The following is a 19,308-nucleotide window of genomic DNA, read 5'->3' on the forward strand; positions in this document are numbered from 1 at the left end:
GCTGATCTATCAGGCCTCAGAACTTGTCGAGCAGGCTCTGGGCGCCGCTGCGCCTCTCGCGCCGCTCCTTGACCAGCGGCAGAAGGCGATGTGGCAGCATCGCGTTAAACGGATCGAGCTGCTCTTTTTGCCGAGCGAGATATTCCTTGATCTGCCCAACCGTCGAAATGATGTGGCTGATGGCGGCATCGCCTTCGCTTTTCCGCACCTCCATTCCGACGGTCAACAGCCGACCGCTGATCTCGCCGCGCGGCATCACGCTGCCCACTGCCCTGTGCCGAACCGCCACAGGTCGCGCCTTCCGGTATACGGAAAGGCCTTCGTGACACGCAGGCCCGGCACTTTGACAGTCCCCTCGCCAAAGAGATCGCGGACTGCGACCTCCGTCTCGTCCACCTTCTTCTGGGCATTGGCTTCATCGATGGCGATCGGCTCGATGACGAGATCGCGAACGAGGGCATGCACCACCTCCTCGTCGGTCTGACCGTCGAACTTTCGGTCGTCGTAGTCACTAACGTGCTTGGGTAGCGCGCTTTCGATGGTTCGAATGATGTCCCCCACGTCACCGCCGCCCTGGCGCGAGAACAGAACCTCACCAATCACTACCATTTTCGTTCCCCTATAGAGTCGCCAGAGCAGATGTCCGCTGCGCAACATAGGCGGGGAACGAGCGATCTCAATAGCTGAAAGTGACTTATTACCAGAGACTTAGTGTGAAAGCCACGCTTACGGGCGGATGAGCCGTTCCGCAAAGTCACACGATCGCTAAGGAAGATTGATCAGCGCGATGTTCCTATCGATCCACGCCAGGTTCTTGGGTCACTCCGGGATTACATTTCCTTTAAATTTATTCGGCAGGAAGAGCGCCTTATTTCGGAGGCTAATTTCAGATGTTTGAACGTCCGACCAGAATAGAGGAGCGTCCGCTTCTCATAGGCCTCAACCCATCGCCGGTCGCAGAGACGGTATCCTGGAGCACCGAGGCGAACTCGACCGGGGCGCTGGCCTATCTGGCGTTCGACCGGTCGCGGGATCCGGGCGAATCCCGCCGATGGTTCGACATGAGGAACCTGAACGAGCGGATCATCGATAAGAAGGCGCTCTCGAAAATAGATCCGGTCATTGCCATGGAGCGGCTGCGGGAATGGGATCTGGAAGGACGCCTCGCAGGCCCGATCGTGGCATGCGGGCAGACCGTCGGCCTGATGGTCAGAGCCTATCGATCCGCGACACAAGCCGAGATGGGCTGGATCACGGTCATTCCCCACCCCTCGCTTCTGTGGCGCGCTGAGGTCGATATGCCGGTAAGGGCATGGCAAAGGGCGAGGAATGAACTGCGCCGCGTTCTCGGGCTCGACGCTCTGCCGGATTCGATCGATGAAGAAGGTATCGACAATGCATTTGAGGCCTTCGGCGACCATCTGGAATTCGTCGAGAGGAAGCGCATCCGTGCTCAGGACGAGGCGCTGGACGCGCAGTTGGATGAGCCCACCGACGCCGAAAAGGAAGAATGGGCCGAAGAGGTCACGTATTGGCGTCGCGTCGCCGCACTGGACGAGGCTGACGATCGCGCCGAGGGTCTGGACGCAGCCGCCGGCCTGATCGAGGACGGAAGCTGGCACTCGTGAACCCAAGCTGCTCTTCGGATCTGCCGACCATTCGCCACGGCGGCTTGCCCGGGAGATACCATATCTAAAGCCGATAGGGGCGGCACGGCAGGAACTGCCGACCGCCCCTCGACGTCTCAGGACGCGGGCGGAATGGCCTTGGTGACGGTGCCACCCTCCGTAGCCACACCAGCGGTCGACACGACGGCCGCCGGCTGGACCGGCGCTGAAGCGACCGGCAAGGCAGCGGGCGCCGCGGACGGCGGACTGACAACGGCTGCCGCCGCCGGCGCGGCGGCGATCTTGGCTCCTGCGAATTCGACGGGAACCTCCTCGGCTATGAAGCCCAGGACGCGGGTGCCGGGGGCGATCTTGGCGCTGGTGCCGGTGACGAAGAAGCCGGCGACCGGCACGAGAGCGACGGAGGCGATCACGCCGGCCGTCCCGGTCTCGCCGCGATCGTTGAAGGTCCCGTTGATGCGGATCTGGCGCCCGTTGGCCTCCACGTAGAGGACGCGCGCGGTCACGCCGCCCGACTTGCCCCACATGCCCTTGTTACGGACGGTCACCACCTCGCCGACGGCGTGGCTGCCGGCGGGAATGACGACCTGGCCATTGAGCAGGACAGGCTGAAGCACGTCCATCTCGAAGCGCTTCCCGACCTTGAGGTGCTTGCCTTCGGTCGACAGCTCCTCACGGGTTTCCAGTTCAATGGACGTGCCCGCATGTATGACGTTGGTCGTCACGCTGCCCACCACCATCGCACTCTGTCCGAAGGCGAGCGACGGGGCCAGAAACGCGGCGGCGGCGATTCCGGCGCGGATCACTGCTTACCCGCCGCGGGGCCGGTGAACTTAATGGCCACGCCCGTAGCGTTGGTCTGGCCCCAGCTCATGGCGCTGATGTGCGAAGCGCCATAGGACGCGTGAATGACGGCATCGGCGCCGAGCTTCTGCCCGCGCTCCCAGAGTTCGCGGTAGATCTTTTCAGGCGACGCTGCCTTGCTGAACGCCGTCGCCTTGCGGACGCCGGCCGTGATCTGGCCGAGAACCGTGTAGGGACGGTCCTTGATGTCGCCCGCGATAACGGGAGGATTGGGCAGTTCGGCGGCATTCACAGCCTGAGCCTCGGCGACCGTCTGAGCATGGCAAGGCGCCGACACCGCGAGCACCGTCGCGGCGAGCAACGGACATAAAATTTTCATATAGACCCCTGTATAGTGTCGACCCCCTAGCCGACGATTTCAGATTGGTCGCCGGGATATATTGGGTCAATCTTTTCGTGACGTTAAATCCACAAAATCAATAAAGAGAACTGTCGATAAATTTCTTCGGACGCGCGTTGAAAGCGTGAAGGCCGGTGTAGCAGCGCTTCCCTGTCCTACATGGAACAAATATGGAACCTTGTGTAACTCAACCACAGGAGTCGGACGATGCCCATGTTGACCGCCACCTATCTGGCCGCCCTCGCCGCACTGATCGCAAGCCTCGCTAAGCTCGTGTGGGCCTTTCGGCGGAGGCCCTGATCCTTCCTGCGCCCACGCTACCCGCAGTCGGGTCGACAGTGGTGCAAATCACAACCGAAGCAAGACGAACATCTGCGTCGCCTCAGGCACGGTGACATTTCCGGGGTGGCGACTATTAAGAGGATTATGGAAATCGATTCGGAAGAAGGCTACGTTCGAAGGGTCGACGTAATCCTGAGGAGCCACTACCCCAACCTAACCACCCGCATCTTCGAACTGGAACGGTCGCGGTTTGTGATCCAGTTCCCTGCAAGTCAGCAGGACGCGCGGGCGATTAGCGACTATTTCGACCACAGCATTAGATATATCACGCTTCAGGTGACGGTAACCAACGAGGTTCCAACCGCCTACTCGCGCGAGATCGAGATCATACGCGATGGCGACGTCGCGCGTGACCTTGCCGGCTTCGCCTTCACCAAGTTCGATCTGATCAACCTACTTGCAGGGCGCTTTCCGAACATCTCCGTCGTTGACCTCTTGACGACGCGGCCCGTGAACTTCGAACTCACGGTCGAGGGCACACCTGCAGCTCGGGAAGTAAAGCAGCTCGAAGAGTATCTGGCCCGGCTGAAGCTGCCCGCCAGATGGACCATATCCACCGGTGCAGCCCCGGCAGCTACCCCAGCAGCCACGAGCAATGACGCCCTGACGATTCTTGCTACGAGAACCACGAGCCAAGGCGGCTTCGCTGCGGCAGACGAAAGACGCTTCTTCGAGACCTTCGACGAGGCTCCTACAGGAAACCTGAGCCGCGCCGAGATCCTTGGCTCTGACGAACCCGCTACCCGCTGCCTGATCGACTGCACCGGAGGTCGGCAGGTCAACTTGCGGCAGCTCCTCATGCTCTATGACGAGGTCTGGTGCGTGCCTCCCAGGCAGCAAACGCTGCCGCAGTTTCTCACCGACCAAGCGCTCACGACAGCCGATCTGCTCGGCGCGGTGGAAGCAGGGCGCCTGCGGTTCGTGCTCAACTACGACCAGCGGATCAGTCCGGGCCGCCTTTTGGAGGAAGCGTCCGAAAGGCGACCGGAGGCCGTGCTCGGCCGCAGGATGGCCGGAACTCTACTGCTGGCGGACGTGGGCCGGATGGCTGCGGACTACCGTATCGACGACGAGAGCCTCTTCCCGGCGCTGCGCAATTTGGCGAACGCCCTTGCCCCGGAACTCTTGATCGACCAGCACGAACTGCTCCGCAGCTTCCTCTGGCCACAGGCGGCGCTCCGCAGCTCCGTTCAGAGCGTCCTGGACCGCGGCACCAAGGGCGGTCCTGCCCTGGGTCTTGCCGAGCGTCTCGCCAAGCGCGTCCTCGCCAGCAATGGTAGCGACCTGATGCTCGAAGCCATCGTCATGGCCGAGCGCACACACCTCGCCCACGCACTGGGCGCGACGCTGATCCCCGGCATGGAAGAGCCCCCCGTCTTCACAATCCTCTGTCGCGCCATAGGCGAAGACCTCAACTTCTATGCAGGCTTCAACACGCGCATAGCCCCAGCGTGGATCGGCAATCGCGATCGGCGCGCAAGAGGCCAGTTGCTTTCCGAGCCTCTTCCGATCTTCACTTTCGAGACGGACGTGCCCCTGCTCGAGATCCTTCAGGATGCCGGTCTCGCTTCCACCAGGCGGAAGGGGCGAGCCCTGGTCGATCGGCTCGCCGAGCTTCCTGAAGCACTGCGTGCCGAGGAGATCCGGCGCCTGAAGAGTGATCTCCGCCAAAGGGGACGACGCGCCACGAGCAGTGTCCTGTCGATTGAGAGCGGCGACACGTTGATTGCGCTTGCCAGCACGATCTTCGGCTTCCTCTACCCGCCGACCGTCGGCATGGTCGGGATTGGCAGAAACCTGAGTGAAAAGGCGCGCAGGATTCCTGCAGTGGATGCCATGCTGGACACCTTGGCAATGGACACCCTCGCGATTCGCGGCGGAAACCATGATCTCGATTTCCTGTCCCGGATCGACCGGGTCGCGACGCTCTCCAGCGTGTCAGCAGACGAGTCTCAGGTTCGCTAGGTCAGCAACGGAGTGGTTCCCAATCACCTCGCAACCTATAGTCCTGGGACGTCAGTGCAGGGAAACCTCGATGAACACCGATGAGGCCGAACCGCACAAGCCCGTTCCCACTGCGATCTGCTTGCTCTTGGTGATAACTGCCTTTTGCTTCCTCTCCATGTGGTTCTCAATCAGCTTGAACCGCGCTGTCTGGTGGCTGGGCCTTCTGGCCGGTTCGGTCCTGACTTCCGTTGTCAGCCTTTGGATACCCCCCTGCCCTGGCCTCTCATTCGAGTGCGAATGCTGCCTTCGATGCCGATTAGATCAACGATGACCAAATCGTCACCACCCTGCCTGCACTACACCACTTGATGACAGCGATGGGACAAACTCTGATGAAGAGGAACTGGCGCCAGTTCCGAAAGACGGCCAGTCATACTCACAGGCTATTCGACTGTTCGGGTCATGATCCGGAACAGGTCGCTCCAGATGCTCCAATCCTCCATGTCAGCTAGGAAACAAAGGCCCGAAGATTTCGCGCCATTTTTGGTTTCGGGCCCATGTCTGACCGTTCGTGTCGTAGCTGATGGCTTCCTTGGCGAGATCGTGCGCCCGTCTGGCTTTTGCTTCGAATGGTCCCTTCCGCGACACGGCAGACCCGCTACCCGGCGCCCGCCAGGTTTGCTGTGTCGTGTTCTGACCCGCCATGTGGGCAAAAAAGTCCCTCGCCATGAAGTCGTGATAGAGGAAGGACTTCTCCCTGTGCTCCCAGTTCGCAATGAACTGATAGGCGAGCGTGTCGATGAGCATACCGCTGATCATCACGTCGTGACGATCCCGCCAGACGCGCATCATGCGGCAGAGATACTTCAGATTCCTGTTCGTCAGATTGCTGCGGGAGTCGATGGCCTCCATCTCAGCCCTGGGATTGCAGGTCCGCCAGCTTCCCCCTCCGTTCGCGTTGGGATAGGTCCAGCTCTGGTTGTCCGAATTCGTGAATGCAGGAAGAATCTCGAATGTCACCCCGTCATCGAAACGGATCACCACCACTTGGCCGTCCCCGAAACTTTCGGAGGTGGTGTAGGTCTTCTGGATCGACTTCTTCACCGCCTGCAGCAGGGCCGACTGGCCATTGCCAAGATAGGCATGATACTGGTGATAGAGGGTATTCGGAAGAACGAACCCGATATCCAGATCGCTGAGACCGCGTGCCGCCGTGTCACGACCATAGGACCCCACATAGAGGCTGTGGGCTGATTCCGAGGTGGTGTTCCAGAAGTCGGTGTTAAGCTGGCGGGTGATCCGCCTGTAGCGATAGGAGATGTTTGACATCTTCTCAGCGCCGATGTTGTAACCGTCCTTGAATGCGGCGAAGGCCTCACCAATCCCCATAGGAAACTCCGATCAGGCGACGTTGACGACGAAGGGGCCGCTGCGCGCGACGCAGTAGCCTTCCTTTACGATGAAGCATTCGATGCTGTGCGAGCCGGGATAGAGAGTGTTCTCGCGGCGCACGAGACGCCCTTGGGCGGACGATGCCTCCTCGAACCTACCCCTAAGGGCTCCTGCCTTGGCGGCCGAGCCGCCGGTGTTCACCACCTGCCAGAATACCTGATAGGGTTCGGGCACATCGGTGGTCGCCTCGAAGCGAAGCGAACCGCCAGCGGCAACGTTCCGGCCGTCGGAGAGGAGCGGCGTCTTTCTGAACTTGGGGTGCGTGAAAAGTGCGGACCGGATCTCGACCTTTCCGCTCTTGACCACCGGCCAGCGAGCGGGACGCCGATGAGGAGCATCCAGCACCTGACGCAACGCACCGCTGATACGTGAAAGCACTCCGGCGCTCTCCTCGACCTTCTTCGCAGACAGGCTCGCGGCCTCCTCTACAAGAACCCGGCCCAGGCGTGGGGAGAGCAGATCTACGATTGCCTGGGGATCATCCGCCTCGGCCGCCAGCTGGAAGTCGGTGCGCGCGGTTTCCAGCCAGTCGTCGAAGGCGTCCTTGAGCTTCGGTTCCGTGTTCCAGTAGTCGGCGAAGTTCTCCCTGGGGTCGGAAGGATTCGAGATCCACCACTCGCCGGACCGATCCTCAATGAAGCCATCCATTCGCTTCAATATGCTCAGGAGCGCGCCCAGGATGTCGGCCTCCTGCCCATAGGCGTGCGCGGCCAGCGTCGTGATGATGATCGATGACGGGCGCCCGCTCCCCTCGTCCGAAAAGCGCACGTCACGATGGCGCTTGAGAATCTGGATGGCGCTCTGCAATGGCGTCTTCACCCGGAAGGTGGGAATGTCGTTGACGTTGGCACTCTCAACAAGCGCGATCGCCTGTCGCCGTCGCTCAAAGGCCACGCGCATCCTGCCTTTGAACCATGCCGCATAGCCGTTCGGATTGCTGGCCGGCCAGTCGTTGGAGATGCGGCTGAAGTTCACGTGATTGGAATCCGTGATCGCCACCGCTTCGTTCACATAGGTCGTGGAAAGCAGCCTCGCCTCCAGAATCTGACGCTGGGCCTTGCCATCAGGCACACAGGGCAGCACGTCCATGTGAAAGCGCGCCTCGTCTGCATAGTTGAGCGTCCAGCACCTGTCCCACGACGACGGATCATCCATCCCCTTGGCCTCAGCATAGGCGGCCAGTTCACGACCCAGATCAGCATGGAGTTGGCTCTGGGTCTTGTGAGCTTTCGAGATGGAGAACTCGCAGACGACATCCAGGTCGTAGTGTTCGGCTCCCCCGACCGGCCGGATAGCCGTGCCCAGGCGGAACGAGCCCTGCACGTAGACGTCAGTTTCCACATGGTGGAACAAGGAACCCTCCCGTTCCAGCCAACGCGCCAGAGACCTGTAGCTGCGGTCGGTGGACTCGTAGCGACTGTCAGGAACCTCGAGGCTCTTGGCGAGGTCCTTGATAAGCCTGTCAGCGGTTGAAGTCGTCACGGGTTCTTCTGGCCCTTCTTCAGCTGAGCCGGCAGGAATGCGTCGATCTCGGCGTCCGAAAAGGTATAGTCTTCATAGACCTTGAGCGCCTTCTGCGCCTCGGCATAGGCCTTTCCGTCCGTCTGAGGGGCGCCCTTGTAGATAGCCGCTAGCTTGGCCTGCAGCTCGTCGCGGCGCTTGACCGCGGCATCGCTGTCTATCCGCTGCATGCGCAGGTCCGTCAGCAGCGACAGGTAGGATTCGCGGATTGGCCAGATGCTTGCCGCAGCATCCCTGTGCTTCTGCGCGGTGGCGCCGGGATCGAAGCTCTTCATGTAGATCGAGATCCCCGAACTCCCGATCGCGGCCACGGCAGTGAGGACCTTAATCGCATCGGCGTCGAGCATCACGGCAAGCGAGGCGCTCCCCGCGCTCACCACCGAGGTGACGATCTGGGCCATCTTGTAGAAGCGCAGCGTCGCGGCACAGCGGTCGGCCATCTTCTCATGCGTCTTATGCGTATAAACCACGCGACCGAAGCATTCCCGAAGCTGCCCTTCAAGTTCGGTGAAATCAGCCATTGAAGCTCCCTTCCTTCTTTCTCGTCGTAGCGGCGAGCGGGCCGCCCGTCTTGTAAATTCAGGATTATCTGAGGTCTGAATTCTTCGAGACCATCTCGCGGGAACATGGCTTGTCGAACCTTGCTGCCCCCTTGGTCGGGGGGATGGGGCGGAGGGCAACGGGAGGAAAAAGAAAGCGGCCTGCGCGTCAGGCCCATCGCCCCGGAACGACCACCGCCTGCATCCCAACATCTTCACAAACGGAGAATGAATATGAAAGAGATCGATCTGAGCGGCGTCGACGCCATGCGTAGACCCGAGGCGCGACGCCGCGTCGGCGTCGTCGTGGATTTCCTCCGCATCGCCAGCCCCACCGATGCCGACAGGGCAGACCACGCTGCGAAGCTAGGTCTGAGCGTGAACCAGTTCTCGGCACTCGTGCGAGCCTGGCGAATGCACGGATCAGCCGCCAAGCTTGCGGGATCGGGAGCCCACCGCGGCAGTTCCCGACGACCCAGCAGGCTGTCGGTCCCGGCGAAGGCCAAGGACGAGGCCAAGAGGATCATTGCCGCGATGGGAGTGGACGCCCCATTCGTCCGCATTCACGAGGCCGTCTTAGCCCGGTGCGTCGAACTCAAGGTCTCTCCACCCTCGCGGAGCACGTTATGGAACATGGTCATGGCCAGCCGCAGCCAGCCCCACGACGGCGGCGAAGGGATAGTGGTGGGGACATGCGCAATCCGTCTCCCCATGCTTCGGGAGGGAGACATCGTCATGCCCATGATCAGTCTGGCGGTGCGTACTGCCGACGGCGCAGTTGTCGCGGCCGCACTGGGAAATGGGCAGTGGTCGGAATTCCTTGCGTGTAAGGCAACCGAGGCAATGCCGGTCCGGGCCGACATGGCACTCTTGCATGCTGGACAGGTCGACGGCGTCACCGCCGTCCTGCCGTCCGCCGCCCGAACAGAACTTTCTCGTGTCGTCGGCCGCGGCATCGCCGGCATCAAGCTGCTCTATCAGCCGAGCAAGGCCATCAAGCCGGCACGTCTCCTGAAGACGAAGGATGACCAACCGCTCACGGAGGCCGACATGCACGATGTCGTCTTCGCGGCATTGAGCCGTCACAACGAAAGCCGCCGTGCGACGGCCCCGATCGAGATCGAGAGCGCTAGCTAGGCGTCAGATAGTTCAGCACGTCCAGGAGAGCCGCAGGAGCGCCCCAATTCTCGCCCTCGGTTCCGGCTTCGATCAGTCCCGCGTTGTAGGCATCGACCTCGGCAAGAAAGCGGATCATCTCATCCACGCCTTCTTCAGCGAAATTATCGACGTTCTTGCTCTGCCCTGGCAGAAACTTCACCCGCCCCATGCGATCGCCAATCAATTGCCGGATGAAGATTCCAAACCGCCTGCTCGATGTCACCGGCCGCAGCTGCCCGTCCAGCTTCAACGAGCGCATACTCTCCTCATGCTTCGCGCCCCAGAAATCCGCGTCGAGCCCGACGACCACCTCGCTCGCCTCCATTTCTTCCGCCCAGGGCAGACCGTTGAGGGGAGGAGAGGAGATACGCTCGATCGCATTTGCGGCGGCGAACGAATATCCGAGCTGGCTATCCCCGATATCATACAGCCAGGCTCCAAGGACGAGACGGCTTCCCTTGTCGATTATGAGGAAAGCGAAGAAAATCTCGTCCGAATGAGGCAGCTGGCAAGCACAGCAGTCAAACATCACCGCGTTGCCGGGCTGCATCGCGACGGCGCGGCGCCTGCGCTCGTTCTCGACGAACTTGCGCAATGTATTGTAGCTGGGGGTGTCCTTGTCCTTCGGCTTCCTCTTCCGCGCATAGGCCTCGCCCAGCGACAGCGCCTGCTTCCGGACGCTTTCCGAAGGCGCTGCGTCCACGACGTCGACAGCCAGCTTCGCTAGATCAGCGTGATAGGACAGCGTGCGGTTACGCGGCGACTTCGCGAAGGTCCCGAGCGAGACCAACGACCGGGAGGCCCTCCAGGCAGCGTGGACCTCATAGTAGCGGTTGAGACTCAATCCGGCATCTTCGGCTGCCCGGTCGACCGTCGGAGGAATTGCATTGGGATCCTCGAACTTCAGCAGCACACGAAGCCGCCTCAGCGTCTCGTTTCGCTGATCCGCAGACATCGCTGCCCACATGGCCGATTCGCTATCAGGCACATCCGAGTCGAACGCAGTCCTGATTTCGATGGGTAAAGGGCGTTGAAGCTGCTCGATTTTCCTTTTCACGCCCATCGGTCGCACGGAGGCCGATTTTTTTTCTTCGCTGTCTTCCATCGGGTCAGGCTAGCCAAAAACTCCATGGAAGTCGAGACTTAGATGCATATTTCCATCTGACCAACCGGCGTTCGGTCTAAACGGCAAATCGCGGTTAACCATCAAAATCACAATGTCCAAATAAGGTTCGATTGACTTTGAGCCATGTCCAATTAAATATCGAGTCACTGGCCCGAACAAGGAGTTAGCCGATGCCGACCGACACGCCGCCCGAAGCCGATCTCAATCCTCATTTCGAACCCGTCCGGTTCCCCAAGCTGCGCCGGCGCCCCGCACGCCGCACATCCACCTTCCGTATGGCCTACCTTCCTGATCAGGAGCAGGCTTCGTGATCGCGGGAGCAAAGGCGGACCGACATCGCCACTACGATCCCAAGGCGCAGCGGATCCGGCGGACGAGGCGTCCGTATCGCGAATCCCTGCTGGCACCCGACATGTATCCGGCGCAGGATTTGCAGAACTCTATGGCACCGACGTTCATCGACGGCATGCAGATCATGATCGACGGCATCAGGATGCGGATCAAGCGACGCTATTTCGCAGAAACCCGTGATCGGGGCCGCGACGTCCTGCTCCTCGCCTGCGAGGCCCCCGATCACCACCCGGGCTACATCCGAGCAGTTCAGGTGCGGCAACTCGAGAATCTGATCGAAGAAGGCCGCGCCTGGCGCCTGAAGCACTACGCTGGGCCCCGGCCGCGCGGTGTCACCTATCGGATCTTCCGCTCCATCTAGGACCTGAAGTCCAGGCCGTCCAGGAAATGGACGACCAAAACCACGAAAGCCACGCGCCGCAGGGCGCACCGTCTCCGGGGCACCAGCCCGGAAAAACCGAGACCATCGCGGCCGGCGGAACGCCCCCGTGTGCTCTCGCCACAGGGACAATACCGATGATCGACCAGAAAGAACCGATGACGGCATTCTTGCCGAAATGGCTGGAGCAGAACCGCATCCACAAATGGCCCCACGCCGTGAAAAGCGCTCTCATCTACACTGCCCTCGAATACATCCATCAGGATGGGGCGATGACTGTCAGCAATGCCTACGATCTCTTCTGCGCCACGATCGCCAGGAGCCAGGAGCTCGACCCCACCCCGCTCCCTGTGCCGTCCTACTCGACATTCCTGCGCTACGTGCGCCTGAAGCAGAGGGCAAACGCCTGGGCCAGGTGCAACTACGGCACCTGACGTAGCGCTCGATCAGCGGTCGCACCCCCGCCGCAGGCTTGGCCGAGCCAACAAGATCTCCCGTGATCGGCGGATGCCGACGCAAATCCTCAAGACATGTGAAGGCATCCCATGACCCTGCCCCCCGCCAAGAGGTTCAACCGCAGCGTTTCACCGTGGACCCGGTGTTCGGTGCTTCCGGCAGTCAACCTCCTGCCGGTGCGGACGGACCCGTCGATACGACCCAGCCGACGCCGCCTCAAGCGCGCCACCGAGCGGTGGCTCCCCCTCGGCGAAAACGACATGGTCGCCAGGATCACCGTGCTTAGGCACGGCGGCCACGAGCGGCCTGTCATCGGTCGCGGCGCCAAGCACCGCCGGTTCCGCTTCTCCTCCATCAAGACGAGGACCACTCAGCTCGGCGAAGGGAAAGGCGAGGAGTTCCTCGCATTCTACAACGAGGTCGCGACAGATGTCGTCGACTACGAATGCCACCCCTACCAGTTCGAATACATGCAGCATGGAAAACTCCGGAGATATCGCCCGGATTCCGTCCGCATGCTCCGCAACGGCTCCGTCCAGCTGATCGAGTGCAAGCGCACCCCCCGGGACATCGCCGATGAGGAATACCGCGAGAGCCTCGCTTGCGTCGCGGAGATCGCCCGCATGGTGGGCATGCAATTCAGCGTCCTCTACCTCGACGACATCTTCGGCACCGAGGAGCGCTACCGCAACGTCTGGGGCCTGTTCGCCCGTCGGTCGATGGACCTGTCGGCGAAGGAAGAACGAGCAGGTCGAGCCCTGGCCGCTCGTGGCGAGGCCATCGAATGGGGCGCGCTTCGCGAACGTCTGACGCCCAGAGACCTGCTTCGCGGCGACGCGGTGATCGAGGCGATGCTCGCGCGCGGCATGCTTGCGGCCGATCTCGACGCGAAGTTCACGCCGCGCACGATCCTCCATCCGACCAGGCCCTTCACGGGCGCATCGGAGATCCGCATATGAGCGCTGCCAGCAACGCACCTCTCCCCGCCTCCGGGCATGGATTCGAGGCGGAACCCGGCGAGGAGATCGAGATCCTCGGCCTGTCGTATCACTATGACAGGACAGACTCCGACCGGTCGGTGACGCTGCGGGCTCCGTCAGGCAGCGCATACGGAGAATTCATGGTCGTCGGCCATGACGGTCACCCCCGCAAGCCGACTGTCGACGAACTCGGGCTCTTCTGGGCGATGGGCCAGCTCATCTTCCGCGAACCGCCGCTGGCCAGCGAGGTCCGCAACCGCGCCCGCGCCCAGAAGAAGGATCTCGATCAGGCCAGGCGCCAGGACCCCAGCTCCCCGTTCAAGACGAAGCTGCTCACCCTCTTCGACGCCAGCGAGTTCAGCAGGTCCGACAATGCGATCGCAGCCTTCATGAAGGTAGCCCTCGCCGATCCCGACATCGCGGCCATGACCGGCGCGCGTGTCATACCTGGCCCTACCTTCCGCCGCTGGCTTCGTCTGAACGGAACCAAGGGGTCCCGCAAGACATGGGACAGCGTGTCGATGACCGGCCGCACGCCGCGCACCTGGACCATCCGGCATCCCCTGGAAATCGTGATGTATTGGGCGATCCGTGCCACCCACATTCGCGGGGACATCACCAAGAACCACAACCGCTACGTAGCCGACATCTACAAGATCAACCGAGGCAAGGCCCTCGACCGCAACTTCTGCATCGATCCTGACGGCGTGGCTGGCCCCTGCGAGCGACCGGCGGAATATGCCGTCCCGCAGAAGCCCTACAAGGCCATCAGCTACAAGCGCTTCTGGCGCATGTGCCGCAGCCTGAAGTCCGCCGGATACAAGTCGAAGACCACCCCGCAGGCGGAGTATCAGCTCTATGGCGGCGGCGGCCTCAGCGACGTTCCGACGCATCCCGGTGCCCGGGCGTGGCTGGACGACACCCCCATTCCCCGCCTGTACTTCTTCGACGACGAGACGGGCATACCGGTCGGCCAGTGCACGATGACGCTGCTGTCCGAAGACGACACCGGCCTCCTGGGCGGCTGGAACTTCAACATAGGCCCGGCGTCCTCGTCCTCGGTTCTCCGAACCGTCCTCCACGCGAACAGCCCCAAGCATGGCGCCGTGACGCAGGAGCTGCTCGAGATCGATGCGGACCTGCCCTGGCTCCGCTTCAAGCCCGCGATCATCAGCTTCGACAACAGCACCGTGAACCACGGCCGCAGCGTGGAGGACGTGCTGCTGGACGCTCACATCGGCTGCGACTTCACCGGGAGCGGGAAGGCTCGCGACAAGTCCCACATGGAGCGGCTGATCGGCACGATGCTGGATCTGGCGACGAAGCAGGATTTCGACGCCAACTACGACATCGCCCGCATGCGCAAATATGGCTTCAACGCCAAGGAAGCCTTCGACGAGAACGAGCACATCCTCGTCCCCGTATCCTTCGGTCCTCGAATGCTCGACCTGGCCGCGATGACCCATAACGTCACCGGCACCAAGAGCAAGGACGGGCGCCAGCCCGCCCTCCTCTGGAAACAGCGTCGCGGCAAGCGAAAGACCGACAAGATCGCGAACGTCGACGAATTCGCGGCTTCGATCGGCAATGTCGAATTCGACATCGCCATGACGAGTTCGGGGATCGACAAGTTCAGCCGTCACTACACGCCCGGCGCTGTCGACATGACCCGCATCATCAAGCAGTTCGACGACGGCTGGAAGCGCGAGAAGAACGATATCGGCTTCGACCGCAATCCGAACACGGACGACAGACGCAAGCAGGGCCACAAGGTCAAATGCAAGTATGATCCGGACGATATCGGCCTCATCAAGGTCTGGAACCCCTACAGCTCGCCCCCGCAGTGGGAGCATTTTCACTGCACCGACAGGCTGGCGAAGGGCACGCCGCTGTGGCTGCACGGGCGGCACCTCGAACTGGCGAAGGCCGAAGCGCTGGAATATGCCACGCCCGAGCAGCAGGCCTATGTCCGGGCCAGACTCTTCGAGGAGTTCGCCAAGGTCAATGCCGGCGCCGCGGAACGCGAACGCCGGGCGATCGCCAAGGCGGCGGAAAATCCTGCCGTCAAGCAGGTCTTCGGCCGCTATGTCCAAGTGCGCGACGAGGACGTGTCGGCGGAGGCCGCCGTCCGTGACGCCGGCGACGACCCGCATGCGCCCGTCGAGCACGGGTCGGCGGTCGGGCTGCGCAAGGACGCGCACATCCCGACACCACGCCAGAAGCCCAAGGAGCCGAAGGTCCCGGCGACGCTGCGACCGGCCGCGGGCGTCCCGGCTCCAGCCGTCAAGCCGATCAAAACACGCAAGAGGCGCGCCGCCGAAAATCAGGAAGCGGCTGCCGAGACGACGCTGGATTCCCAGGCCTCAGCGGCATCGGAACCCGAACAGCCCGCCCCTTATGTCAGCCGGCGCGACAGGCGCCTGGGACGAACGAATGACGACCGGCGCAATGCCGGGACGCAACAGCAGTCCGCCGATCGGCGCGACCAGCGGGCGGCCCCTGCCCCCCGCTCCAACAAGACCGGAGAAGAATCGTGAAGCATATGCACCACATCGCACATGTGCCCCAGCGTCCGGACGAACCCGAGGATGCCGCCCCCTCCTTGCGCCTCCCGCGCCGCCAGCGCACGCAGAACAATGCCCACGACGACGACAAGTCTCGGCCGCAGGCTGCGGAACCGTCGCCGCCGGCGGCCCCGACGATGCCATCTGACCTGCCCATGGCGCCATCCGACATCGACGTGACCGAAGACCGTCCCCTCCCCGACCCCGACGCGATCATCCATGCTCACGCCAATGACGTTCAGCTCGAAAAGCCGCGGCTGTCGACGGAAATGAAGAACGCCTTCCTTTCCTTCAGGCAGAGCCCGGCCGGCCAACGCGCGCCGGCGGTCGCCTTGGCGATGACGAAGCTCATGCGGATCCGCCTCGCCTATCCCAGACAGATCGCGGGGATGGCAGAACTCGAAGAGATGCGTCTGTTCGGGCTGGGACAGCGCGGCGGACCGCAGCTCGGGCTGAGCCTGTTCGAACGCACCGGCTGCGGAAAATCGACGCTTGCGGAACAATACAAGCTCATGATCAACTCCGAGGCACCGGAAAAGACGAAGCCGGTCATCCATGCCCGCATGAGCGCCAGCGGAAGCGCGAGGGAGATGTGGGTCAACGTCATGGCCGAACTGGACGACGGCTTCGCGTCTGCGGGCAACGAGACCACGCTCCGCAGTCGTGCGATGCGCGCCATGCAGGAGGCAGACGTCCAGATGCTGATCATCGACGAGACCCAGCACACGGGCAACAAGACCGGCTTCAGCCGCGAGGTGACGGCCGAGCTGAAGCTCCTTCTCGACACCGGGCGCGTTCCTATCGTCCTGCTCGGCACCGAGACCGCCGTCCCCATGATCAAGGCGGACGACGAGTTCGCGGGTCGGCTGTTCTCCCCCTGCCACCTCGCGCCTCTCGTGATGGACAACGACGACGACTTCGAACTGTGGACCAACCTTCTGGCGGAGCTGGACCAGCGTCTCGTCAGCGACGGCATCCTCGACGAGCCCGTCGGTCTCTCAAATCCGGACCTCGCCGACACCCTGGGCGAGGCGACGGACGGCATCATCGGCCAGCTCATGCGCGTGATGCTGATGGCGGTCAGGAACGTGGCGCGGGACCAGCGCAAGGTCATGACCATGCAGGACCTCAGCGATGCGGTCGATTCATGGTCCATCGCGCTGAACTTCGCCAAGTCCAACCCGTTGCGGGAGCTGTGATCTTGGGGTCGGACGATGACTTCGGAGCCGAGCGCACCCCGTTCGGCCAGTATGTCCGCCAGGTGGGCGCCGGTCTTTCCTCCCAGCGCCCACCTGCGCCAGCGCCGTCGCGCGAAGGCTGGAGCCGCCTCCGGAAGGAGGTGGCTCCGAGGCCCGGAGAGTCGCTACGCGGTCTGGTATACCGCTGCTGCGCGATCAACGACCTCCACAACAGCTGGAGCATCCTGAAATCGCTTGGGCTGCGCTACCGAAACCAGGTCATGATCTCGGAGGATCCGAACATCGAGCTGGAGCAGCTCGCGCACGCCATAGGCGTCGAAGACGGAGAGGTGATCGGCAGGTGCTACCCGGGGCTGGGCAACTCCCACCGTTCCTTCTACGGCCTTCGGCTCGGCAGAGGAGCGGTCGAATGGAGCTTGCGCAGGTTCTCGCCGCTGGCCTTCAGGGCCGACAGGGAGGCAGCGGTGCGTGCAGCCGAAAGCAGCGGTAGACAGTCCATCGACCGGGACCATGGCTACCACCGCGCCACATGGGAGCTCGCCGACATCCCGTTCTGCGTCGATCACTGGGACATGCTGCATGACGCATGCCCCTGCGAGACCGGCGACGTCCCGCAGCGCTGGACCAGGACGGTCACGCAGCTTCACGATTGCGACAGATGCGGCAATTCGCTGGCGGACCTGCGTTCCTATCCGGTGCCCGAGGACATGCGGAAGGCGCTGACCCTGATCAAGGCGCTGGTGCATCCGATCGAGGCCGAACGCGAGTCCGCCCTGGATGCGCTGCCGCCGGCACTCCGCCAGGTCGACAGGAACCAGATCTACTCGGTCTTCATGCAGCTGGTCGAGGTGTTCGATCCCGACGCCGTCAACTATCCGATCGAGCGCGCACGGGATCGTCTCAACGGCCTCTGGAAGGCGGCTGACTACCTGCAGCGCTGGCCGAACAGCCATGACGAGCTGGCCTTTCGCCCTGGAACCAGCGCCAACTCCATCCTGTCGACGTCCCGCGCCCTGAAGAGGCTCGCCCAGGCCGCGAACCTGAAGCTCGGCGATCCCCGCCGCCTCCTTCCGTCAACGAGGACGGCTGCCAAGGATGCCCCGAAGAGCTCCTCGAACCTCGGCTGGGGGATCGACGGTGCCGTGGACGGTCTGGAGGCCTCCATCGTCCCCGATCACATGTGGCCTGCGCTGTCCATAATCTCGGCTCTGGCTCACCCGGCCGATGAAATCCGGATATCCGCTATCGGCGCTCTGCCTCCCGCATTACGCCATGTCGACCGCGACCTTACATTCGACATCCTGAAGCAGCTCGCGGGCGTCTTCTCTCCTCCCACGCCCTCAGACCAGATCGCCGCCCCACAGGATCGTCTACAGGGTCTCTGGAAAGCCGCCGATATCCTGCATCGCTGGCCCGCCAGCCTAGAAGACATGGTCTTCGACGCGAGCGTCAGGCCCAGCACGATGATCAAGATAAACCGGGCTCTAAACGATTTCGGCTGGGCGGTCGCGCGAAGCAAGCCGTCGGACAGCCCCCACCGCGGGCTCCCGGTCATCCACATGCCACCTGCCGGCCAAGGCAACCCGATATCCAAGGTCGAAGCGCTCGGCGTGTCGAAACTCGCTTCCGAAACCCTAGAACTCGCCTGGGACGAGGGGCTCGTCACCCGTCTGCTGCGCCTCCATGGCCGCCGTCTGGTGCGCGCATACGCCGCCGCAGAGGTCCAGTCCCTGGGAGAGGAGTGGAACAGCCGGATCACCCCGGACTCGCTCGCCTACGATCTTGGCATCTCCTACCATGGGGTGGAGCAGCTGACGGCGCTGGGGATACTCGAGGCCGACGGCCCCGCGTTCGCAGGGACCGGGCCTCATTTCATGCCGGGAACCGTCGACGACTTCTTCTCCCGTCTCGAAGAGCAGGCGTCGCGGAACCGTCTAATGGTCCCGCATCCGATGGAGGATCCCGTCAGGCTCGTCGATGCGATGCGCCATGTGTGGGGCAGGCCGAAGCCCTGGGGACCCGTATTCAGACAGCTGCTCGATGGAGATCTGCACTTCGAGATTTCCCCAGGAACCCAGGTGGCGGACAGCGTTCTGATCGCCTCGTCCAGCATTCCCGCAGTGCAGGCGGCACGCTTCGAACGTAGCCGCTTCCCGGCCACCTTCTCCCCCTACCTCATTCGACGCGACGCGCTCGTCCTGCTCAACATAAACCCGAAAAGATATTCGGTTGCGCTCCAGAAGCTGCCGGTATGCGGCCAGTTCTCCAATCTCTACCTCGTCGATGACGTCGAGGACCTGGCACGCCGATGGATTTCCCTTCGAGAGATCGCCACCCGGCTGAACATGCCCGCCACCACCGCAGCCAAGGCTCTGCGAGCCGCCGACCTTCAGGAGATTCGACGCAAGATCTGGGATCGCATCGATGTCGAAGAGCATTTCGGCTGGGCATGATGCATGCAT

General features: G+C 62.5%; 18 protein-coding genes. 10 read left to right on the forward strand and 8 right to left on the reverse strand.

Annotated features, from left to right (window positions below; all coding sequences use genetic code 11):
* Nucleotides 1-16: 16 nt before the first annotated feature.
* Both HGK27_RS10360 and HGK27_RS10365 read right to left on the reverse strand, forming a co-directional pair.
* On the reverse strand, nt 17-256 hold the full coding sequence (locus HGK27_RS10360) for a hypothetical protein (RefSeq protein ID WP_206240454.1): 240 nt from the start codon (nt 254-256) through the stop codon (nt 17-19).
* Nucleotides 256-609, reverse strand: coding sequence for a hypothetical protein (locus HGK27_RS10365; protein WP_206240455.1), 354 nt, complete (start codon nt 607-609; stop codon nt 256-258). The genes HGK27_RS10360 and HGK27_RS10365 overlap by 1 nt, the downstream gene beginning before the upstream one ends.
* A gap of 281 nt (nt 610-890) precedes the next feature.
* Between HGK27_RS10365 and HGK27_RS10370 the strand changes: the two genes are divergently transcribed.
* The gene (locus HGK27_RS10370) at nt 891-1,628 is read left to right on the forward strand and encodes a hypothetical protein (protein ID WP_206240456.1); all 738 of its coding nucleotides are present in this window, start codon (nt 891-893) and stop codon (nt 1,626-1,628) included.
* A 116-nt stretch (nt 1,629-1,744) separates the two neighbouring features.
* On the opposite strand, the gene HGK27_RS10375 is transcribed toward HGK27_RS10370, so the two are convergent.
* Both HGK27_RS10375 and HGK27_RS10380 read right to left on the reverse strand, forming a co-directional pair.
* Complete coding sequence (locus HGK27_RS10375) at nt 1,745-2,434, reverse strand: hypothetical protein (RefSeq protein WP_206240457.1); 690 nt, start codon at nt 2,432-2,434, stop codon at nt 1,745-1,747.
* On the reverse strand, nt 2,431-2,811 hold the full coding sequence (locus HGK27_RS10380) for a hypothetical protein (RefSeq protein WP_206240458.1): 381 nt from the start codon (nt 2,809-2,811) through the stop codon (nt 2,431-2,433). Before HGK27_RS10380 ends, HGK27_RS10375 begins: the two co-directional genes overlap by 4 nt.
* A gap of 447 nt (nt 2,812-3,258) precedes the next feature.
* On the opposite strand from HGK27_RS10380, the gene HGK27_RS10385 reads away from it, so the two are divergent.
* A complete protein-coding gene (locus HGK27_RS10385; RefSeq protein ID WP_206240459.1) occupies nt 3,259-5,139 on the forward strand; it encodes a hypothetical protein in 1,881 nt (626 codons plus the stop codon).
* A 486-nt stretch (nt 5,140-5,625) separates the two neighbouring features.
* On the opposite strand, the gene HGK27_RS10390 is transcribed toward HGK27_RS10385, so the two are convergent.
* Genes HGK27_RS10390 through HGK27_RS10400 form a run of 3 tightly spaced genes read right to left on the reverse strand, consistent with a single transcriptional unit; the run spans nt 5,626 to nt 8,615 of the window.
* Entirely contained in the window at nt 5,626-6,510 is an 885-nt protein-coding gene (locus HGK27_RS10390) for an SMODS domain-containing nucleotidyltransferase (RefSeq protein WP_206240460.1), read from the reverse strand.
* Between the two features lie 12 nt (nt 6,511-6,522).
* Entirely contained in the window at nt 6,523-8,055 is a 1,533-nt protein-coding gene (locus HGK27_RS10395) for a nucleotidyltransferase (protein WP_206240461.1), read from the reverse strand.
* Entirely contained in the window at nt 8,052-8,615 is a 564-nt protein-coding gene (locus HGK27_RS10400) for an SLATT domain-containing protein (protein WP_206240462.1), read from the reverse strand. Before HGK27_RS10400 ends, HGK27_RS10395 begins: the two co-directional genes overlap by 4 nt.
* Before the next feature lie 252 nt (nt 8,616-8,867).
* Here HGK27_RS10400 and HGK27_RS10405 point away from each other — a divergent pair, with 252 nt between their 5' ends.
* On the forward strand, nt 8,868-9,770 hold the full coding sequence (locus tag HGK27_RS10405; RefSeq protein ID WP_206240463.1) for a hypothetical protein: 903 nt from the start codon (nt 8,868-8,870) through the stop codon (nt 9,768-9,770).
* On the opposite strand, the gene HGK27_RS10410 is transcribed toward HGK27_RS10405, so the two are convergent.
* Nucleotides 9,763-10,896: a hypothetical protein gene (locus HGK27_RS10410; RefSeq protein WP_206240464.1), complete on the reverse strand. Its 1,134-nt coding sequence runs from the start codon at nt 10,894-10,896 to the stop codon at nt 9,763-9,765. The two genes, HGK27_RS10405 and HGK27_RS10410, sit on opposite strands and share 8 nt — an antisense overlap.
* 191 nt (nt 10,897-11,087) lie before the next feature.
* Here HGK27_RS10410 and HGK27_RS10415 point away from each other — a divergent pair, with 191 nt between their 5' ends.
* From HGK27_RS10415 to HGK27_RS10445, 7 genes are all read left to right on the forward strand, one after another.
* Nucleotides 11,088-11,228, forward strand: coding sequence for a hypothetical protein (locus tag HGK27_RS10415; RefSeq protein ID WP_206240465.1), 141 nt, complete (start codon nt 11,088-11,090; stop codon nt 11,226-11,228).
* A complete protein-coding gene (locus tag HGK27_RS10420; RefSeq protein ID WP_206240466.1) occupies nt 11,225-11,629 on the forward strand; it encodes a hypothetical protein in 405 nt (134 codons plus the stop codon). The genes HGK27_RS10415 and HGK27_RS10420 overlap by 4 nt, the downstream gene beginning before the upstream one ends.
* A gap of 155 nt (nt 11,630-11,784) precedes the next feature.
* Nucleotides 11,785-12,081: a hypothetical protein gene (locus tag HGK27_RS10425; RefSeq protein WP_206240467.1), complete on the forward strand. Its 297-nt coding sequence runs from the start codon at nt 11,785-11,787 to the stop codon at nt 12,079-12,081.
* A 111-nt stretch (nt 12,082-12,192) separates the two neighbouring features.
* On the forward strand, nt 12,193-13,062 hold the full coding sequence (locus HGK27_RS10430; RefSeq protein WP_206240468.1) for a hypothetical protein: 870 nt from the start codon (nt 12,193-12,195) through the stop codon (nt 13,060-13,062).
* Entirely contained in the window at nt 13,059-15,620 is a 2,562-nt protein-coding gene (locus tag HGK27_RS10435; protein WP_206240469.1) for a hypothetical protein, read from the forward strand. The genes HGK27_RS10430 and HGK27_RS10435 overlap by 4 nt, the downstream gene beginning before the upstream one ends.
* 5 nt (nt 15,621-15,625) lie before the next feature.
* The gene (locus HGK27_RS10440; protein ID WP_241127376.1) at nt 15,626-16,846 is read left to right on the forward strand and encodes a TniB family NTP-binding protein; all 1,221 of its coding nucleotides are present in this window, start codon (nt 15,626-15,628) and stop codon (nt 16,844-16,846) included.
* A 2-nt stretch (nt 16,847-16,848) separates the two neighbouring features.
* Nucleotides 16,849-19,299: a TniQ family protein gene (locus HGK27_RS10445; protein WP_206240471.1), complete on the forward strand. Its 2,451-nt coding sequence runs from the start codon at nt 16,849-16,851 to the stop codon at nt 19,297-19,299.
* Nucleotides 19,300-19,308: the final 9 nt, after the last annotated feature.

It is taken from the genome of Novosphingobium terrae (genome assembly GCF_017163935.1).
GTDB lineage: Bacteria > Pseudomonadota > Alphaproteobacteria > Sphingomonadales > Sphingomonadaceae > Novosphingobium > Novosphingobium terrae.